The organism is Zhongshania antarctica (assembly GCF_014202945.1).
Classification (GTDB): Bacteria; Pseudomonadota; Gammaproteobacteria; order Pseudomonadales; family Spongiibacteraceae; genus Spongiibacter; species Spongiibacter antarcticus.
Window position 1 is genome coordinate 151,004 of the sequence record NZ_JACHHW010000006.1, and the last position, 16,256, is coordinate 167,259.

Genomic DNA, 16,256 nt, shown 5'->3' on the forward strand with positions numbered 1-16,256 from the left:
AGTGCTATTTCCACAGACCTTTACAATGGGTGCTCAATTCCATACTGGTATAACTGATTCTTCTTAATGCCGCTAATTTTTGCGCACAGCGCCGCCGCCTGCTTAAGCGGAAGGTCTTCTCGCAGTATATCCAACATTTCGATGACTTCGACAGGCAGACCCTCGTCACCCGCAAAGCCCGCAATTAACAACACACATTCACCACGCTGCTGATTACTGTCTGCGCTTATAAACTCCAGCATCTCGGCAGCAGGGAGGCGCTTGACCGTCTCAAACATTTTGGTGATTTCTCTCGCCAGAACGACCACTCGCTCGGGCCCCATGACGGCAAGGACGTCAGCCACACAGTCTTTTATGCGGTGGGGCGCCTCGTAAAAAATCATGGTTCGGCGCTCTCGCAGCAGGGCTTTGAACACCCCCTGCCGCGCATGTTGTTTGGCGGGCAAAAAGCCCTCGAACATAAAGCGATCTGAGGGTAAACCAGCCACACTCAACGCAGCAATCACCGCACAGGCGCCGGGGATCGGAACCACTTTAAAGCCCTCGCGCAGCGCGAGATCGACCAATTTATAGCCAGGATCCGATACTAGCGGGGTTCCGGCATCGGAAATAAGCGCTAAATCCTTACCGTTGCGCAAATGCCCGAGCAAGCGCTCCAGAGCGGCATTATTACTGTGATCATGATAAGCCACTAAGGGTGTATCAATGTCAAAATGGCTCAGTAATGTACGACTGTGGCGAGTATCTTCCGCCGCAATGAGCGCAACCGTTTGTAGGACCTCTATGGCTCGGGGTACCATATCGGCCAAATTCCCTATTGGCGTTGCAACAACGTAAAGGGTGGGGCTAATTTCCACAACAGCGGCCTCATTGACAATGCATGACCGCGCAGACTAACAATGGCTGATCAATGAAGACAAGAACTTTTGCTTTTGCACTCACTTGCGGCCTCTTGGCTAGCTGTGCATCTAACCCACCCCCAATCTCAGTTTACAACCGTCCTGAGGCGCGACAGCCGCAAGTACCAGCGCGGCCAACGCCTCAGCAAAGTGGCGAATTCAATCCTGCAACAGCCGACGCCGAACTAGTGGAGCAATGGTTGCTTGACGCCGCGACACTCGATAGTGACGAAGCGTCAGATTTACTGCTCCGCGCGGCCGAAGTACTGCTGCGCGAAGGCGAGCTGGCCCGTGCAGATGATGTGGTTGGCGAGTTAATTGCGCCGGAATTAAGCGCGGAGCAAGCCTTGCGCCTTGCCATTATTCGCGCGCGGGTGCACCGAGGCCACGCCGAGTTCTCGGCTGCTCTAGCAGAGCTGTCTGACCCCCTCATCGAAGCCGCGGTGATTGACGCGCCTATACGCCGGCAACTGCAATACAGCCAATTGCGGGCATCCCTCTTTCAAATAGAGGGCGATCACCTCGCCGCCGCGAGAGAGTGGATTTTCATCGATCCACTGCTCAACCCCAGTCAACAGGGCGCCAACCGCGAGTCGATTTGGCAGTCGCTGATGCAAATTCCCACCGCGACCCTGATTGAACACATTGGCAGCACCGGAAATAGGGATTATCTTGGCTGGCTGGAACTCGCGTCCGTGGCCAAAGACAATCAAGGCGATATCGAAGCCCAGGTTCGCCAACGCGACGCGTGGCTAGCGCGCTGGCCCCAGCACCCGGCACGCTATTCGCTCCCCGGCGGCCTCGATAAATTAGACGACTTGATTGTCGAGCGACCAGACCAAGTCGCCCTTATTTTACCAGTGACCGGCCGCCTCGCCGCGTACGGCAAAGCCATTCGCGACGGTTTTTTTGCCGCCTATTACGAGACCTTAAATCAAGGCGGCGGCGTTCCTAAAATTCGGCTGTACGACAGCAATAGTGGCGACATTAACGCCCTGTATCAACAGACAATAAACGATGGCAACAAGCTCGTCATAGGCCCACTGGAAAAAGAGCATGTTAGCGCGCTAACTGCCAGCCACCCTCAAGCAATGTCGCTGCCCACTCTGGCACTCAACCGCATAGACGGCGAGCGTTTCCCAAGTGGGCTGTATCAGTTTGGCCTTAACCCCGAGGACGAGGCGGCGCAAATTGCCGATATCGCACTAGCCAAGGGTTACAAGCGCGCACTGGTAATTACCCCAGAAGGCTCTTGGGGGCACAAGGTGGCCGTAGCCTTTACTGATCGCTGGCAGAAATTAGGTGGCCAAATTGTCGCCAGCCAAACCTTCGACTCAAATAAAAACAATTACTCTAAGCAAATTAAAAGTATTTTAAACATCGACAAAAGCCAACAGCGCTTACAACGCCTGCAACAAATCATTGGCATTAGACCTAACTACGAGCCCTACCGGCGCACCGACCTCGACTTTATCTTTTTACTGGCGCGCCCCAATGAAGGCCGCGCGATAAAGCCACTACTGGCCTACCACTACGCAGGGGACATCCCAGTCTATGCTACCTCGCATATTTACCGCGGCAGCAAGGCCCCAACCAAAGACCAGGACATCAATGGCGTGCGATTTATTGATATTCCTTGGATTTTTAACGAAGAACTTGAAATTCGCCAAGCGATTAATAACGGCATACCGTCCAGCCCCGGCTACCAACGGATGTACGCCCTCGGCGTAGACAGTTTCCGATTACACCTGCGCCTTAAACAGCTGCGCAATGGCGATCGCAACCAGGTATTCGGCGAAACCGGCACCCTGAGCTTAAATATGCTTGGCCAAATAGAGCGAGAACTCTCACTAGCCGAAATTCAAAACGGCATCGCCGTGGTAAACCCTATTACAGCCACGGAAACTGAGCTGCCCTAATGTGGCCCAAACTTGGACCCACCAATACCGGCAAGCGCGCCGAACAGGCAGCATGCCGGTATTTGCAAAAGCATAAATTAAAAATCATCGCTAAAAACTACAGCTGCCGCTTCGGCGAGATCGACATTGTTTGCCTAAGCGACCAGCACCTGGTATTTGTTGAGGTTCGCTACCGCCGCACGGCACACTACGGCAGCGCTGCTGAAACCGTAAATTTTGCCAAGCAGCAACGCATTATTCTCACCGCCCGCCACTACCTTAGTTGCAACGCCGGTGCCAAGCAGTACAGTGAACTTCCATGCCGCTTTGATGTCATTGAAGCAAGCCCTGGCAACAGTGGTGAGCTGCAGTTAAATTGGCTTCCCAACGCTTTTCAGGAGTGAGAAACATACACCGTGGATAATACCGAGCAAGTACTAGATCTGTTTCATCGCCACATTGAAAGCTGCATGTACACTATGGAGTCGCTCGGCGACATGATCGTTCAAGCCAGTGAATGCCTAGCTGAAAGCATGTTGCATGAGCATAAGATTATTTGCTGTGGCGAAGGAACTAGCGGACTCATCGCCCACCACCTGGCCACCAATCTCCTCACTAGCTTTCAACAAGAACGCCCAGCACTGCCAGCAATGGTGCTCAGCGCGGACGCCGCTACCGCAATAGCAGTAGACTCCAGTTACAATGACATTTATGCCAATCAAATTCGCGCGCTAGGCCAAGCGGGCGACTGCCTGGTACTTTGCTATTACGGCAACGGCTCAACAGCGACCTTACGCGCCATTCAGGCCGCGCACGAGCGTGGCATGCGGGTCGTGTCACTGTGTAATCTCAGCGGCGGCGATGCCAGCTCACTACTCTCGCCAGAAGATGTCGAACTCGCTTTTCCGGTAGAAGACCGCGCCAGAGTCACAGAAATGCAATTAATCGCCGTTCACAGCATCTGTGAACTCATTGACAGCCAACTGTTTGGAAACCCTCACGCATGATCCAATTTCAACGCTATGCCCTACCGCTGCTCCTTATCGGCGTGCTCAGCGGCTGCACTCAGATACTCACCGCAACCACCGACACCCCGATCGCCGAAGATCCTGGCAGCCGGAGTCTAGGCAGCTACTTAGACGACGAGATCATTGAAACAAAGGCACTTGTTAATATCCGAAAAACTGATCCGGCACTGCAAAGCGCACGCATTGCAGTGACCAGCCATAACGGTATCGTGTTATTAACAGGCAATGTACCCAACAGCAGATTGAGCGGCGTTGCGGGCGACGTGGCCAATGAAGTAAAAAAAGTTCGCAAAGTTCATAACGAGCTAGCCATTGGTGCTGACGTCAGCATGTTAGCGCGCAGCAATGACGCCTGGATCAGCACCAAAGTCAAAAGCCGACTCTCCCTCGACGACAAACTTGATGCGTCAAAAATCAAGGTTGTCACTGAAAACGGCGTTGTCTATTTAATGGGGCTAGTATCAAAATCGGAGTCTGACGTCGCAACAAAAATCGTCAGCGAGACGAGCGGCGTACAGAAAGTTGTGCGGGTATTTGAGTATTATTGAGGCATAAAAAAACCGGCCTGGATTCACATCCGGCCGGCTTTTCAATATTACTTAACCACTTTCAAACTCGGCTTGCCCTTAGCGGTCGGCAGCTTACTGAGACTTGCACTCGGCCGAGGCCCCGGCGGCTTGGGTGGCACATCCGGCTCTTCAGCATCAAAGAGCATGCCCTGACCGTTCTCTTTAGCGTAGACACCCAGTATTGCCGAGATTGGCGCACTCACTTCCTGTGGCACACCACCAAAGCGGCCGCTAAACGTCAGAAAATCATTACCAACGTGCAACCCCACCACCGCAGACGGCGAAATATTGAGCACAATCTGACCGTCTTGCACATACTGCTGAGGCACGAACACGCTGTCATGAAGTGCATTCACGAGAATGTAAGGCGTACAACCATTGTCGACCACCCATTCGTAAATTGCCCTAATCATATAGGGACGACTCGATGTCATTGCCATAATATACAGCCAGTGGTTTAGGCTACTGACGCCTCGCTACGATTTTCACGCTCTTTTTCAGTCAGACTTTCCTGAAAAGAAGGTCGCTCAAACAATCTCGCCATATAATCGAACAAAGGCTTAGATTGGCGGGTTTGCGGAATAACCACACCCAGCTGAGGCAAACGCCACAGAATCGGCGCCAGGCAGCAGTCTACTAGCGTGAATTCATCACTCATAAAGAACGGCTTCTCAGCAAAAATAGGGGCTACAGTTAATAAACTGTCCCGCAATTCCTTACGCGCCTTTTCAGCATTCTTTTGATTGCCACCGACCAGCAGCTCATCAACCAAACGGCACCAGTCACGCTCAATACGGTAGATATACTGACGACTCTCACCACGGGCTACTGGATAAACAGGCAATAGCGGCGGATGCGGAAAGCGCTCGTCAAGATACTCCATCATTACTTTTGATTCGTATAATGCTAAGTCGCGATCAACCAAAGTAGGCAGCGAATTATACGGGTTCAGCTCGGCGACCTCTTCCGGCAGAGTGCCCGGCTTCACATCGACGATATCAACAGTCACGCCTTTTTCGGCCAATACAATTCTCACCCGATGGCAGTAATGACTTGCTGCGTCGGAGAAGAAGGTCATGGTAGAACGCTTGGCAACAACGCCCATTGATCTCACCTCAAATTATCAAACTAAAAACAAGAAACGGGCAGCTCCAAATAGAACCGCCCGCTGACTCTTTCCAACTCACACGACACGTCGCGCGAGCCAAAGGGGTTTAATGCACGTCTTTCCAATATTCGCGATTCAACAAGAAGGCAAATACAAAGAACACAGCAATAAATAACAGAACATACACGCCAATCCGTCTGCTTTTCGCAGCCGATGGTTCACCGACGTATTCCAAAAAATTAACCAAGTCATACACGACTTTATCATACTCAGCAGGGCTCAGGGCGCCCTCAGTCTGGTAGCTAAATGAACCGCAGGGGTTCAAAGCTTTACCATCATCACCAAACAGAATATTTTCGCCGGTTAGCGGGTCGCGTAATATGCCGCCGTTGTGAGCATGAACCGGGCCTGGTGCGCACTCGGGCATCCCCTGCAACTCGGCCATAACATGAGGCATACCCACATCTTTAAAGACTTTGTTGTTCACCCCATAAGGGCGTGAAGGGTCTGCATAAAAGGTACGCAAATAAGTGTATAGCCACTCGGGACTACGAGCGCGCGCCACCAATGTCAAATTCGGTGGTGCAGCGCCAAACCACTTTTTTGCATCGGCAGCGGCCATTGAGTTATGCATGAGCGAGCCAATCTTGGCGTCGCTATCAAACTTGAGGTTTTCCTCAAACAATTCTAGCGGAATCCCAAGGTCGTCAGCAGTACGCTGATAGCGCGCATAGCTCAGTGAATGGCAGCCCATGCAGTAGTTCATATAGGTGGCTGCGCCGCTTTGCAGCGACGGCAAATCAGTAACGTCAGTGTCGATTTGATCACAGGCCATCGTGCCGCAATCAAACGCCGACTCCGAACCAGCAGCTTTAAGCGGCAATACGGTTAACAGAATTACAGCCAACAGCACTAGCATGCTCTTCCAAAAGCCCATGCCACCGTCGGTGGTGCGGGTTGGCTCTGGCTTAGTGGCTTCCCACTTGGTCCAGAACGGCATCAGCAAGAAGAAAGCGAAGTAGAGCACCGAACAGATCCGGGCCAATAAGGTCCGCGCCTCAGTAGGCGCCTTGACACCAAGCACACCAAGGATCAAGAAAGAAGCCACAAAAATCAGGATGGCCGCTTTACTGATATTACCCTTGTAGCGAATCGACTTCACCTTACTGCGATCCAGCCAAGGCAACAGGAACAAAATAGCTACCGAAGCGCCGAAGGCCATAAAGCCCAGCAGTTTATCCGGCACTGCGCGCAGCACTGAATAGAAAGGTGTGAAATACCAAACTGGCGCAATGTGCTCAGGGGTTTTCAAACCATTGGCGATTTCAAAGTTAGCGTGCTCAAGGAAATAGCCGCCCATCTCTGGCATAAAGAACACAATGCCACAGAACACAAACAAGAAGACCGCAATCGCCGTCAAATCATGCACAGTGTAATAAGGGTGGAAAGCCACACCGTCTAAAGGTACACCGTTAGCATCTTTGTTCTTCTTGATCTCAACACCGTCTGGGTTGTTTGAACCCACTTCGTGCAAGGCCAACAAGTGCAAAACAACCAGCGCGATTAAGATAATCGGCAATGCCACAACATGCAGCGCAAAGAAGCGGTTTAGGGTGACGCCGGAAATCAGGAAGTCGCCGCGAACCCACTGCACAATGTCTTCACCCACTACTGGAATTGCACCAAATAGTGAAATAATAACCTGCGCGCCCCAATAGGACATTTGCCCCCAAGGCAGTACGTATCCAACAAACGCTTCAGCCATCAACGCGAGGAAGATGAACATGCCGAAAACCCAGATCAATTCACGGGGCTTTTGGTAAGAACCGTAGATCAGGCCGCGGAACATATGCAGGTAGACCACGACAAAAAACGCCGAGGCGCCAGTGGAGTGCATATAGCGGATCATCCACCCGAAGTCGACATCACGCATGATGTATTCAACGGAGTTGAAGGCTTCTTCAGAGCTGGGGGTAAAGCTCATGGTTAGCCATACACCGGTCAGCAGCTGATTAACCAGCACGACCAGCGACAAGACACCAAAGAAATACCAGAAATTAAAGTTTTTTGGCGCGTAGTATTTACCCATATGGGTATCCCACGCACGCATGATTGGCAGACGGGCATCAACCCAGTCGCGCAAACCCACTAACATTTTGACCATTACGCAGCCCCCTGATCAATACCGATAACAAGCACACTGTCGCCTTCAAAGGAATAAGGAGGAACAATGAGGTTTTGAGACGCAGGTGAACCCTGATAGACACGGCCAGCCAAGTCGAAACGCGAACCGTGACAGGGGCAAAAGAAGCCGCCCAACCAAGATTTGCCGCCGAGATCTGGCACGCCCACTTCAGGGTGATGCTTTGGCGCGCAACCGAGATGCGTACACAAGCCAACGAGAACCATATATTCTGGTCGAATTGAGCGGGTCGCAACGTCGACATATTCAGGCTGATCGGAACCGCTAGACTCAGGATCTTTTAGGTATTGGCCAAGCTCTTTCAGGCCCGTAATCTGCTCTTGGGTGCGACGCACCACATACACAGGCTTACCACGCCACTCCACAACAACCATCTGACCTGGCTCAAGCTTACTGATATCGGCCTTTACTGGCGCACCAGCAGCCTTAGCTTTAGCACTTGGATTCCAAGAACCCACAAATGGCGTTGCTATACCAACGGCCCCGGCGGCACCAACAACAGAAGTTGCGGCCGTCAGGAAACGTCGACGCCCTGTATTTACGCCGTCATTACTCATGACGATTCCCCCATAACATACGAAAAGTCAGGCTGGCCCCGCTAGATGAGCAGAACCCACTCTAAAATTCCAAATGGGCCAAATACTAATGAACTTGACCCATTCTGACAATAATTATGCTCTACAAAGATCTGGGTACAGAACTTTGTTCAGGCAAAAAAAAACGCCCACATCGCAGCTCGTGGGCGTTTTCCGAAAGCCGCAATGGGCAGTCTCCACAGGCCAGAGGCCGTAGCGGTTAACGCTTGGAGAATTGTGGCTTCTTACGAGCTTTACGCAGACCGACTTTCTTACGCTCAACTTCGCGTGAGTCGCGGGTTACGAAACCTGCTTTACGCAGACTGCCGCGTAGACCTTCGTCGTATTCCATCAGAGCGCGCGTGATGCCATGGCGAATCGCACCGGCTTGGCCGAAACTACCACCACCTGCGACGGTCACCAAAATATCAAACTTTTCAGACATTTCGACCAGCTCTAACGGCTGACGAACGATCATACGCGCCACTTCACGACCAAAGTACTGGTCAAGAGTGCGATCGTTTACTGAAATAGCGCCGGTTCCTGCTTTCAGGAATACACGGGCTGACGAGGTTTTACGGCGACCTGTACCGTAATACTGGGTGGCTGACATATTACGCTTCCGTTAGATATTCAGTTCAACTGGCTGCTGAGCGGTATGTGGATGCTCAGTACCAGCGTAGACTTTCAATTTTTTAAACATAGCACGACCCAGCGGGTTTTTGGGCAACATACCCTTTACCGCTCCCTGGATCACGCGCTCGGGGGCTTTCTCGATCAACTTCTCGAAGCTCATCGACTTCAATCCACCCGGATAACCGGTGTGGTGATGATAGATCTTACCACTTGCTTTATTGCCGGTAACGCGAATCTTTTCCGCATTAACAACAACGATATAATCGCCAGTATCAACATGAGGCGTGTATTCAGGCTTATGCTTACCGCGCAAACGATGCGCAATTTCACTGGCCAAACGACCCAATGTTTTTTCGGCGGCGTCTACTACGTACCAGTCATGTATTACGTCACTGGGTTTTGCGCTTAAGGTTTTCATGTGTCTCGCCTATAGGGCCCGTACCGAACAAAGAGCGCGAATACTACATAAGCGCCACAGGTTTTTCAAGCGGAATGTTTGCTTTTCTGAATGAATAGCGCCAAACACCGTCATGGACGGTGCTCTTGCCCGAGGTAATCCTCAGACTGCATTTCCAGAAGCCGACTCTGAGTCCGCTCAAACTCAAAATCCAACCGGCCGCCAGTATACAGATTCTCTAGCGATACTGCAGCCGACAAAACCAATTTAACGTTGCGATCGTAAAATTCATCAATCAAATTAATGAAGCGCCGCGCCTGATCGTCACGGCCCGCGCCCATTTGCGGCACATTGCTAATCACCACCGCATGAAACACCCTCGCCAATTCAATATAATCATATTGGCTGCGAGGGCCGTCACAGAGCTCATCAAAATCAAACCACGCCACGTCGTCCGCAACATAGCGGGCCTGTATCTGGCGCCCTTCAATATCCAGCCCCTGATCAGCGGTCGCCGCCTCTGGCGCCAAACGCTGAAAGCTGCGCATCAAACTCTGCTCAGCCGCATCACCTAATGGCTGGTAATACAACTCAGCTTGCTCCAAGGCCCGCAGGCGGTAATCGACACCACCATCGACGTTAACAATTTCAGTACGCGTATTAATAAGCGCAATGGCGGGCAAGAAGCGCGCGCGCTGCAAACCGTCTTTATACAAACCATCAGGGATAATATTCGACGTGGCCACCAAGACCACGCCGCGCTCGAACAGGCGTTCAAACAATCCCGCCAAAATCATTGCATCGGTAATATCTGAGACAAAAAATTCGTCAAAGCAAATTACCCGCGCTTCATCGGCGATACGATCAGCCACAATCACCAAGGGATTCTTTTCACCCGAAAGGGATTTCAATTCTTTATGAACCCGCTGCATAAAGCGGTGAAAATGCGCTCGCAGTTTATTCTCAAAAGGCAGAGTGTCGAAAAAGGTATCCATCAAATAGGTCTTACCACGACCCACACCACCCCAAAAATACAAACCTTTTATCTCTGCAACGACTGGGGGGCGCCGTGTCAAGCGCGCCCACAGCCCCGCCGCGCCAGGCGCAGGCTGGGCAAGCAAGTCATCATACAAACGCTGCAAACATGTAACAGCGTGCTCTTGAGCTGGATCGTAGGAAAAATCAGCCTGTTCAAGATCTCGTCGATATCGCTGTAATGGGGTAGCCATATAAAGGCCCTCGTTAAGTCGGCGCAACTTTACCGACCCAACCACGAATTGGCAATTTTTTATCTGGGCATACTGAACCCAATCGCCTGAGCAGTTATACTTGGGGCTACAAGAGTGACATACACGTCGACTCACCGGAGGAGTTTCTGTGCAAGACCTAAGCACCCTGATCACCGTTGCCATCATCTGCCTACTCAGTGGCGCCGCCATCGGCTACTTCATCCTAGGGCGATTAAAGCCTGAGCAGCAAAATCGCGCGGCGCTAGAAAAGCAGTTCGGCGAAATGCAGCAGCAGCAGCAAGAGTATCAACAGCAGGTCAGCACCCATTTTGACCGCACGGGTGAACTCCTAAATGAACTCGCTGAAAGCTACCGCAGCGTCCATAACCATATCGTAGAAGGCGCTCAAAACTTACACGCATCCGGTATCAGCCCGCTACAAGCGCTCCCTGAAGGCCGTCCAGTACTAGAGAGCAAATCCACCAAGGCCACGCCTTCAGCTCCACCGCTGGACTACGCACCACGCCAACCCGGCAAAAAAGGCGCGCTTCACGAAGAGTTCGGCATGGACTCTGAGAAAAAACCCAAAGATCATATCGACCCGCCACTCGCACCGCACCTCTAGCACGCCGCGCCCCAGCAACAACGCTGGGGTCACCGCTGCCCCCACAGACAAACCAGCGCGCACCCGCTAAGCGGGATTATCAATATCGATAAACTCGTGCTGCAAATTGAATTGCGCAGCCAGCGCCCCAGCCAAAGCCTGCACACCATACCGCTCGGTCGCGTGGTGACCGGCACCAATATAGGTAATACCCAGCTCCCGCGCCGCTAAAATCGTCGGTTCCGACACCTCGCCACTGAGAAAAGCATCCAGCCCCAGCGCCGCCGCTTTTTCAATATAAGATTGTGCCGCGCCGGTACACCAGCCGATGCGCTGAATCGGCCGATCATGACCCAACTCCAATAGTGGACGCCGCCCCAATACCCTAGCAACGTGGTCGGCAAAATCCTGCGCTGATTGCGGCGCCGCCAACACGCCAACATTACCGACCGAGCGAGGATTACCCGGCTCCAGGCCGCCCTCAACCGTAATACCCAGCTGATTAGCCAGCTGAACATTATTCCCCAATTCGGGATGCGCATCTAACGGCAAGTGGTAAGCAATCAAGCTGATATCATGTGTCAACAACAAGCCAAGGCGACGGCGCTTCATACCGACCACGCAGGGATCTTCACCCCGCCAAAAATAGCCGTGATGCACAATAATGGCATCCGCCCGCGCCTCAATCGCTGCTTCAATCAAGGCTTGGGACGCTGTCACCCCCGACACAATACGGTGTACCTCAGGGCGCCCCGCCACCTGCAGGCCATTGGGGCAATAATCATTAAAATTGTGCGGCGCCAACAGGCCATCTGCAGCGGCAAGCAAAGCAGACAATGAAACACTCATACAAGCTCCCAGAAATTCGAAAACGGCGTAAATCATGCTAGGCTAGCACGCCAGCAGTTTAGCCTAGCCAAAACGGCCAATTTAGTGCATCGCGAGGATCAGCTTTTGAATCTGCCCAACCCCAAAACCCTGATCTGGCCAACGCTTTGCGGGGTATTACTGGGCCTGTGCATACTCGCCTACCTGCCCAGTCAACGCGACCGCGATTATGTGTATGCGGTAGAGCATGCCGCGCCAGCGGTAGCCAACATCTACACCACCAAGGTCGTGCAACAACGCCACCCGCTAGCCAACGACCCACTATTCAAACATTTTTTTAAACGCAACGGCAAAGCCAAACAACAGCTAGAGCGCAGTTTGGGTTCCGGCGTTATTGTCAGTGATGCCGGTTACCTACTAACAAACTACCACGTCATTAACGGCGCTGATGAAATTTTAGTCCTGCTCCACGACGGCCGCCAAGCGCTCGCCAGCGTAATCGGCAGTGACGCCGACACTGACCTCGCCGTGCTCAAAATAGACCTCGGCAATCTCACCAGCATCACGATTGGCGACCCCAGCAAAATCCGGGTCGGCAATATCGTTCTCGCCATCGGCAACCCCTACGGTTTCGGCCAAACCGTTACCCAAGGCATTGTCAGTGCCACCGGACGCTACGGGCTTGGCCTGAGTCAGTTCGAAAACTATATTCAGACCGATGCCGCCATCAACCCCGGCAACTCTGGCGGCGCCCTCATTGACACCAAAGGACGCTTACTGGGTATCAATACCGCCATTTACACTCAGAGCGGCGGCTCCACCGGCATAGGCCTGGCCATCCCCACCGACCTCGCCCTACGCACCATGAGCGACTTAATTACTTACGGCCGCCCGCTGCGGGGCTGGCTGGGAATAGAAGTGCAGCCAGTCGGGCTTGGCACCAATGGCGTCATTATCACGGCCTTAGCGAGTAGCGGCCCAGCCGAAAAAGCCGGCTTAAAAGTCGGCGATATTCTCACTGAAATTAATGGCGAACAAGTTGGCGATGGCCACGCTGGAATGAAGCTAATCACCTATACCCGCCCCGGCCAGCAAGTGCGGATCGGCTTATTGCGGGGCGAGGAGCTGCTCACGATAGTGACCCAAGTCGCCGAACGCCCCAATAGTTAAAGCACTTCTCGGCAGCTAAGCTAATTACGTGATGCTTAGCGCGTCGTACCGAGAACCCGTTGGAGCGATTCAAATAACACCGCACTCTCTTCGGGGCGACCCACGGTAATACGCAAATATTGCGCTACGCGGGTCTGCTTAAAATGACGAACAATAACACCATCTTCGCGCAGCCCTGCCGCCAGCTCCGCGGCATCGCGGCTGCGGTGCCGACAAAACACAAAATTAGCGAGAGACGGCAGCACCTCAAAATCTAAGGCGGCCAAATGCTGCACCAGATTTTCGCGCTCGGTGATTACCGCCTGCTGACACTGCTCAAAATAGGCCTGATCGGCAAAAGACGCCGTCGCGCCAAGCTGAGCTAGGCGATCGAGGGGATAAGAGTTAAAGCTATTTTTAATCCGATCTAAGGCTTCAATCAAATCAGGGTGACCTACCGCAAAGCCCACTCGCAATCCCGCCAATGAGCGCGACTTCGACAGGGTCTGAGTAACCAGTAAATTCGGATAGTGATTCACTAAACTAATGGCCGATTCGCCACCGAAATCCACATAGGCTTCATCAATCACCACCACAGTTTCGGTATTCACTGCCAATAGCCGCTCTATTTCCGCCAGTGGTAAGAAACACCCGGTAGGGGCATTGGGGTTGGGGAAAATAATCCCCCCCTTCATACCAGTGTAATCACTAACCCTAATTTGAAAAGACGCGTCGAGTGGAATCGCCTCAAAAGGAATGCCGTATAAACCGCAGTAAACCGGGTAAAAGCTGTAGGTAATATCTGGAAACAGCAGCGGTTTGCCATGCTGAAATAAGCCGTGAAAAATATGCGCGAGCACTTCATCCGAGCCATTACCAACAAACACTTGCGCGCTATCAACGCCATGATAGTCGGCAATTGCCGCCTTAAGCTGATCGCTATTGGGATCAGGGTAGCGGCGTAAATCGTCGTTAAGCCCCTGTTGTATCGCAGCCAAGGCCTGTGGCGACGGCCCATAGGGGTTCTCATTGGTATTGAGCTTGGTCAGCTTTTGTAGCTTGGGCTGCTCGCCAGGAACATAAGGCACCAAGTCCTTAACAAAAGGACTCCAAAACCGGCTCATACAGACTCCTGGCCAGCGTCATTCGCTGGTAAAAAACGGTATTCCGCACTGCGGGCATGGGCTGTCAAGGATTCCCCTCTCGCCAGCACCGAGGCCACTTTGGCAAGCTCTGCAGCGCCCGCCGCTGAACAGCCAATAATAGATGAGCGCTTTTGGAAGTCATAAACCCCCAGCGGCGACGAAAATCGTGCCGTGCCTGAGGTTGGCAAAACGTGATTGGGGCCTGCGCAGTAATCACCTAGCGCTTCAGGCGTATAGCGGCCCATAAAAATCGCGCCCGCGTGACGAATTTTGGGCAAGCAATCCTGAGCATTATCAAAGGACAACTCCAAGTGTTCCGGCGCAATTCGATTACTAAGTGCAATAGCCTCATCAAGGTCTTTTACCAAAACCAAGGCACCCCGCGCAGAGAGGGATTGGCGAATAATGTCGGCCCGCGCTGAGGTCGGCAACAACTTAGCAATACTCGCTTCAACCGCGTCCAAAAAGTCGGCGTCAGGACTTAATAATATAGATTGCGCATCTTCGTCGTGCTCCGCCTGAGAAAACAAATCCATGGCGATCCAGTCGGGGTCGGTTTTACCGTCGCAGATCACGAGTATTTCCGAGGGGCCTGCAATCATATCCAGCCCAACACTGCCAAATACTTGGCGCTTTGCGGTGGCCACATAGATATTGCCGGGACCGACAATTTTATCGACTTTTGGGATGGTCTCAGTGCCATAGGCTAACGCGCCAACGGCTTGCGCCCCACCAATGGTAAATACCCGATCAACACCGGCAATCGCAGCAGCCGCCAAAACCATGTCGTTAACAAAGCCCTTGGGGGTGGGCGACACCATAATCAACTCATCCACCCCCGCCACTTTGGCGGGAATCGCATTCATTAATACTGATGAAGGATAGGTCGCTTTTCCACCCGGCACGTAGAGACCAACTCGCTCAAGTGGGGTGATTTGCTGACCCAGCACGGTGCCATCAGCCTCGGTATAAGACCACGACTCCTGACGCTGGTGCTGGTGATAGCTGCGAATGCGCTCGGCGGCTTTTTCTAAAGCCTCACGCACCTCGGTGGGTATCGAAAGCAAAGCCGCCTGCAATCGCGCCTGAGGAATTTCCAGCTCGGCAGCTGTATCTGCATTTACGCCGTCAAACTGCTTGGTATAGCCGAGCAACGCAGTATCGCCGTCACGGCGAATAGCCGCCAAAACCCCCGCCACCGTATTTGAAACGGTAGGGTTTGTGGTGGCTTCCCAGTTGAGCAATGCGGTCAGCGCAGCATCAAACCCCGCATCAGCAGACTTCATGCGCCGAATAATATCTGCCATTACACAGTCTCCGATGCAGCTTGACGAGCCTCCACAGCCGCAGTTAATTTGCCGATGATATCCTGAATACTGTGGTGCTTCCGCTTCATTGCGGCCTTATTAACCACCAAGCGCGAGCTAACATCGGCAATCATATCCCGCGGCTCCATGCCATTAGCCCGCAAGGTATTACCGGTATCAACAATATCGACAATTAAATCAGCCAGATTCATCAGGGGCGCCAACTCCATAGCACCATAAAGCTTAATCAGCTCTACCTGGACACCACGCTCCGCAAAGTGGCGACGGGCGACATTCACAAATTTAGTGGCGACCCGCACCCGACCATGGGGCAGCACTTCGCCAACCCGACCCGCTGTCATTAAGCGGCAGCGGGCGATGTTTAAGTCTAGCGGCTCGTACATATCCACCGCGCCCAGCTCCAGCAACATATCTTTACCAGCCACACCGATATCTGCCGAGCCCAATTTCACGTAGGTCGGCACGTCGGTGCCACGAATCACAATAAGCTGAATATGGGCGTGATTGGTTTCAAAAATCAGCTTGCGACTGCTGCTAATATCCTCAAGCGGCACAATGCCGGCTTCGGCAAGCAGGGGCAGGGTTTCTTTAAGAATACGCCCTTTGGTAAGGGCGATAGTAACCGGCTGATCCACAGGTAAACTCCAGGAACTGATAAAT

The 16,256-nt window shown here is 52.7% G+C and carries 18 protein-coding genes; 6 read left to right on the top strand and 12 right to left on the bottom strand.

The features are described 5' to 3' along the window. Positions 1 to 20: 20 nt before the first annotated feature. The gene (rsmI, locus tag HNQ57_RS11840) at positions 21 to 857 is read right to left on the bottom strand and encodes a 16S rRNA (cytidine(1402)-2'-O)-methyltransferase (RefSeq protein WP_184463222.1); all 837 of its coding nucleotides are present in this window, start codon (positions 855 to 857) and stop codon (positions 21 to 23) included. Positions 858 to 910: 53 nt separating this feature from the next. Between rsmI and HNQ57_RS11845 the strand changes: the two genes are divergently transcribed. The 4 genes from HNQ57_RS11845 to HNQ57_RS11860 are packed head-to-tail and all read left to right on the top strand — an operon-like array spanning position 911 to position 4,373. Then, entirely contained in the window at positions 911 to 2,818 is a 1,908-nt protein-coding gene (locus HNQ57_RS11845) for a penicillin-binding protein activator (RefSeq protein ID WP_184463224.1), read from the top strand. Beyond that, positions 2,818 to 3,201, top strand: coding sequence for a YraN family protein (locus HNQ57_RS11850; RefSeq protein WP_184463226.1), 384 nt, complete (start codon positions 2,818 to 2,820; stop codon positions 3,199 to 3,201). Before HNQ57_RS11845 ends, HNQ57_RS11850 begins: the two co-directional genes overlap by 1 nt. Positions 3,202 to 3,213: 12 nt before the next feature. Beyond that, positions 3,214 to 3,804, top strand: a complete 591-nt coding sequence (locus HNQ57_RS11855) for a D-sedoheptulose-7-phosphate isomerase (protein WP_184463228.1) — start codon at positions 3,214 to 3,216, stop codon at positions 3,802 to 3,804. Continuing rightward, positions 3,801 to 4,373, top strand: a complete 573-nt coding sequence (locus tag HNQ57_RS11860; RefSeq protein WP_184463230.1) for a BON domain-containing protein — start codon at positions 3,801 to 3,803, stop codon at positions 4,371 to 4,373. Before HNQ57_RS11855 ends, HNQ57_RS11860 begins: the two co-directional genes overlap by 4 nt. A gap of 47 nt (positions 4,374 to 4,420) precedes the next feature. Here the strand turns inward: HNQ57_RS11860 and HNQ57_RS11865 are convergent, their stop codons facing one another. From HNQ57_RS11865 to zapE, 7 genes are all read right to left on the bottom strand, one after another. Continuing rightward, the gene (locus HNQ57_RS11865) at positions 4,421 to 4,834 is read right to left on the bottom strand and encodes a ClpXP protease specificity-enhancing factor (RefSeq protein ID WP_184463231.1); all 414 of its coding nucleotides are present in this window, start codon (positions 4,832 to 4,834) and stop codon (positions 4,421 to 4,423) included. A gap of 17 nt (positions 4,835 to 4,851) precedes the next feature. Further along, positions 4,852 to 5,499, bottom strand: coding sequence for a glutathione S-transferase N-terminal domain-containing protein (locus HNQ57_RS11870; RefSeq protein WP_008251603.1), 648 nt, complete (start codon positions 5,497 to 5,499; stop codon positions 4,852 to 4,854). Positions 5,500 to 5,608: 109 nt separating this feature from the next. After that, positions 5,609 to 7,666, bottom strand: a complete 2,058-nt coding sequence (locus tag HNQ57_RS11875) for a ubiquinol-cytochrome c reductase (protein ID WP_184463234.1) — start codon at positions 7,664 to 7,666, stop codon at positions 5,609 to 5,611. Then, positions 7,666 to 8,262, bottom strand: a complete 597-nt coding sequence (petA, locus tag HNQ57_RS11880) for a ubiquinol-cytochrome c reductase iron-sulfur subunit (RefSeq protein WP_184463236.1) — start codon at positions 8,260 to 8,262, stop codon at positions 7,666 to 7,668. The genes HNQ57_RS11875 and petA overlap by 1 nt, the downstream gene beginning before the upstream one ends. 238 nt (positions 8,263 to 8,500) lie before the next feature. Continuing rightward, positions 8,501 to 8,893 carry a 30S ribosomal protein S9 gene (gene rpsI, locus HNQ57_RS11885; protein ID WP_184463237.1) on the bottom strand — a complete coding sequence of 131 codons (393 nt, stop codon included), beginning with the start codon at positions 8,891 to 8,893 and terminating at the stop codon, positions 8,501 to 8,503. A 12-nt stretch (positions 8,894 to 8,905) separates the two neighbouring features. Beyond that, positions 8,906 to 9,334, bottom strand: a complete 429-nt coding sequence (rplM, locus tag HNQ57_RS11890) for a 50S ribosomal protein L13 (protein WP_008251607.1) — start codon at positions 9,332 to 9,334, stop codon at positions 8,906 to 8,908. A 110-nt stretch (positions 9,335 to 9,444) separates the two neighbouring features. Next, positions 9,445 to 10,542 (bottom strand): cell division protein ZapE, encoded by a 1,098-nt coding sequence (gene zapE / locus HNQ57_RS11895; RefSeq protein ID WP_184463238.1) that lies wholly within the window; start codon positions 10,540 to 10,542, stop codon positions 9,445 to 9,447. A gap of 148 nt (positions 10,543 to 10,690) precedes the next feature. Here zapE and HNQ57_RS11900 point away from each other — a divergent pair, with 148 nt between their 5' ends. After that, positions 10,691 to 11,167 carry a Z-ring associated ZapG family protein gene (locus HNQ57_RS11900; RefSeq protein ID WP_008251613.1) on the top strand — a complete coding sequence of 159 codons (477 nt, stop codon included), beginning with the start codon at positions 10,691 to 10,693 and terminating at the stop codon, positions 11,165 to 11,167. 66 nt (positions 11,168 to 11,233) lie between these two features. Here the strand turns inward: HNQ57_RS11900 and HNQ57_RS11905 are convergent, their stop codons facing one another. Beyond that, positions 11,234 to 11,995, bottom strand: coding sequence for a Nif3-like dinuclear metal center hexameric protein (locus HNQ57_RS11905; RefSeq protein WP_226968342.1), 762 nt, complete (start codon positions 11,993 to 11,995; stop codon positions 11,234 to 11,236). Between the two features lie 105 nt (positions 11,996 to 12,100). On the opposite strand from HNQ57_RS11905, the gene HNQ57_RS11910 reads away from it, so the two are divergent. Continuing rightward, the gene (locus HNQ57_RS11910; protein WP_221301689.1) at positions 12,101 to 13,144 is read left to right on the top strand and encodes a trypsin-like peptidase domain-containing protein; all 1,044 of its coding nucleotides are present in this window, start codon (positions 12,101 to 12,103) and stop codon (positions 13,142 to 13,144) included. Positions 13,145 to 13,179: 35 nt separating this feature from the next. Here HNQ57_RS11910 and hisC read toward each other — a convergent pair whose 3' ends face one another. The 3 genes from hisC to hisG are packed head-to-tail and all read right to left on the bottom strand — an operon-like array spanning position 13,180 to position 16,231. After that, entirely contained in the window at positions 13,180 to 14,247 is a 1,068-nt protein-coding gene (gene hisC, locus HNQ57_RS11915) for a histidinol-phosphate transaminase (RefSeq protein WP_184463240.1), read from the bottom strand. After that, positions 14,244 to 15,575, bottom strand: a complete 1,332-nt coding sequence (hisD, locus tag HNQ57_RS11920; protein ID WP_184463241.1) for a histidinol dehydrogenase — start codon at positions 15,573 to 15,575, stop codon at positions 14,244 to 14,246. The genes hisC and hisD overlap by 4 nt, the downstream gene beginning before the upstream one ends. Then, on the bottom strand, positions 15,575 to 16,231 hold the full coding sequence (gene hisG, locus HNQ57_RS11925) for an ATP phosphoribosyltransferase (protein ID WP_184463242.1): 657 nt from the start codon (positions 16,229 to 16,231) through the stop codon (positions 15,575 to 15,577). Before hisG ends, hisD begins: the two co-directional genes overlap by 1 nt. Between the last annotated feature and the right edge of the window lie 25 nt (positions 16,232 to 16,256).

Excerpts from the sequence above, each read along its gene's own strand:
- hisC (WP_184463240.1), bottom strand. The coding sequence starts at position 14,247 with ATGAGCCGGTTTTGGAGTCCTTTTGTTAAGGACTTGGTGCCTTATGTT.
- petA (WP_184463236.1), bottom strand. The coding sequence starts at position 8,262 with ATGAGTAATGACGGCGTAAATACAGGGCGTCGACGTTTCCTGACGGCC.
- HNQ57_RS11850 (WP_184463226.1), top strand. The coding sequence starts at position 2,818 with ATGTGGCCCAAACTTGGACCCACCAATACCGGCAAGCGCGCCGAACAG.
- HNQ57_RS11845 (WP_184463224.1), top strand. The coding sequence starts at position 911 with ATGAAGACAAGAACTTTTGCTTTTGCACTCACTTGCGGCCTCTTGGCT.
- HNQ57_RS11865 (WP_184463231.1), bottom strand. The coding sequence starts at position 4,834 with ATGGCAATGACATCGAGTCGTCCCTATATGATTAGGGCAATTTACGAA.
- HNQ57_RS11860 (WP_184463230.1), top strand. The coding sequence starts at position 3,801 with ATGATCCAATTTCAACGCTATGCCCTACCGCTGCTCCTTATCGGCGTG.
- HNQ57_RS11905 (WP_226968342.1), bottom strand. The coding sequence starts at position 11,995 with ATGAGTGTTTCATTGTCTGCTTTGCTTGCCGCTGCAGATGGCCTGTTG.
- HNQ57_RS11870 (WP_008251603.1), bottom strand. The coding sequence starts at position 5,499 with ATGGGCGTTGTTGCCAAGCGTTCTACCATGACCTTCTTCTCCGACGCA.
- hisD (WP_184463241.1), bottom strand. The coding sequence starts at position 15,575 with ATGGCAGATATTATTCGGCGCATGAAGTCTGCTGATGCGGGGTTTGAT.
- HNQ57_RS11875 (WP_184463234.1), bottom strand. The coding sequence starts at position 7,666 with ATGGTCAAAATGTTAGTGGGTTTGCGCGACTGGGTTGATGCCCGTCTG.
- rplM (WP_008251607.1), bottom strand. The coding sequence starts at position 9,334 with ATGAAAACCTTAAGCGCAAAACCCAGTGACGTAATACATGACTGGTAC.
- zapE (WP_184463238.1), bottom strand. The coding sequence starts at position 10,542 with ATGGCTACCCCATTACAGCGATATCGACGAGATCTTGAACAGGCTGAT.
- rpsI (WP_184463237.1), bottom strand. The coding sequence starts at position 8,893 with ATGTCAGCCACCCAGTATTACGGTACAGGTCGCCGTAAAACCTCGTCA.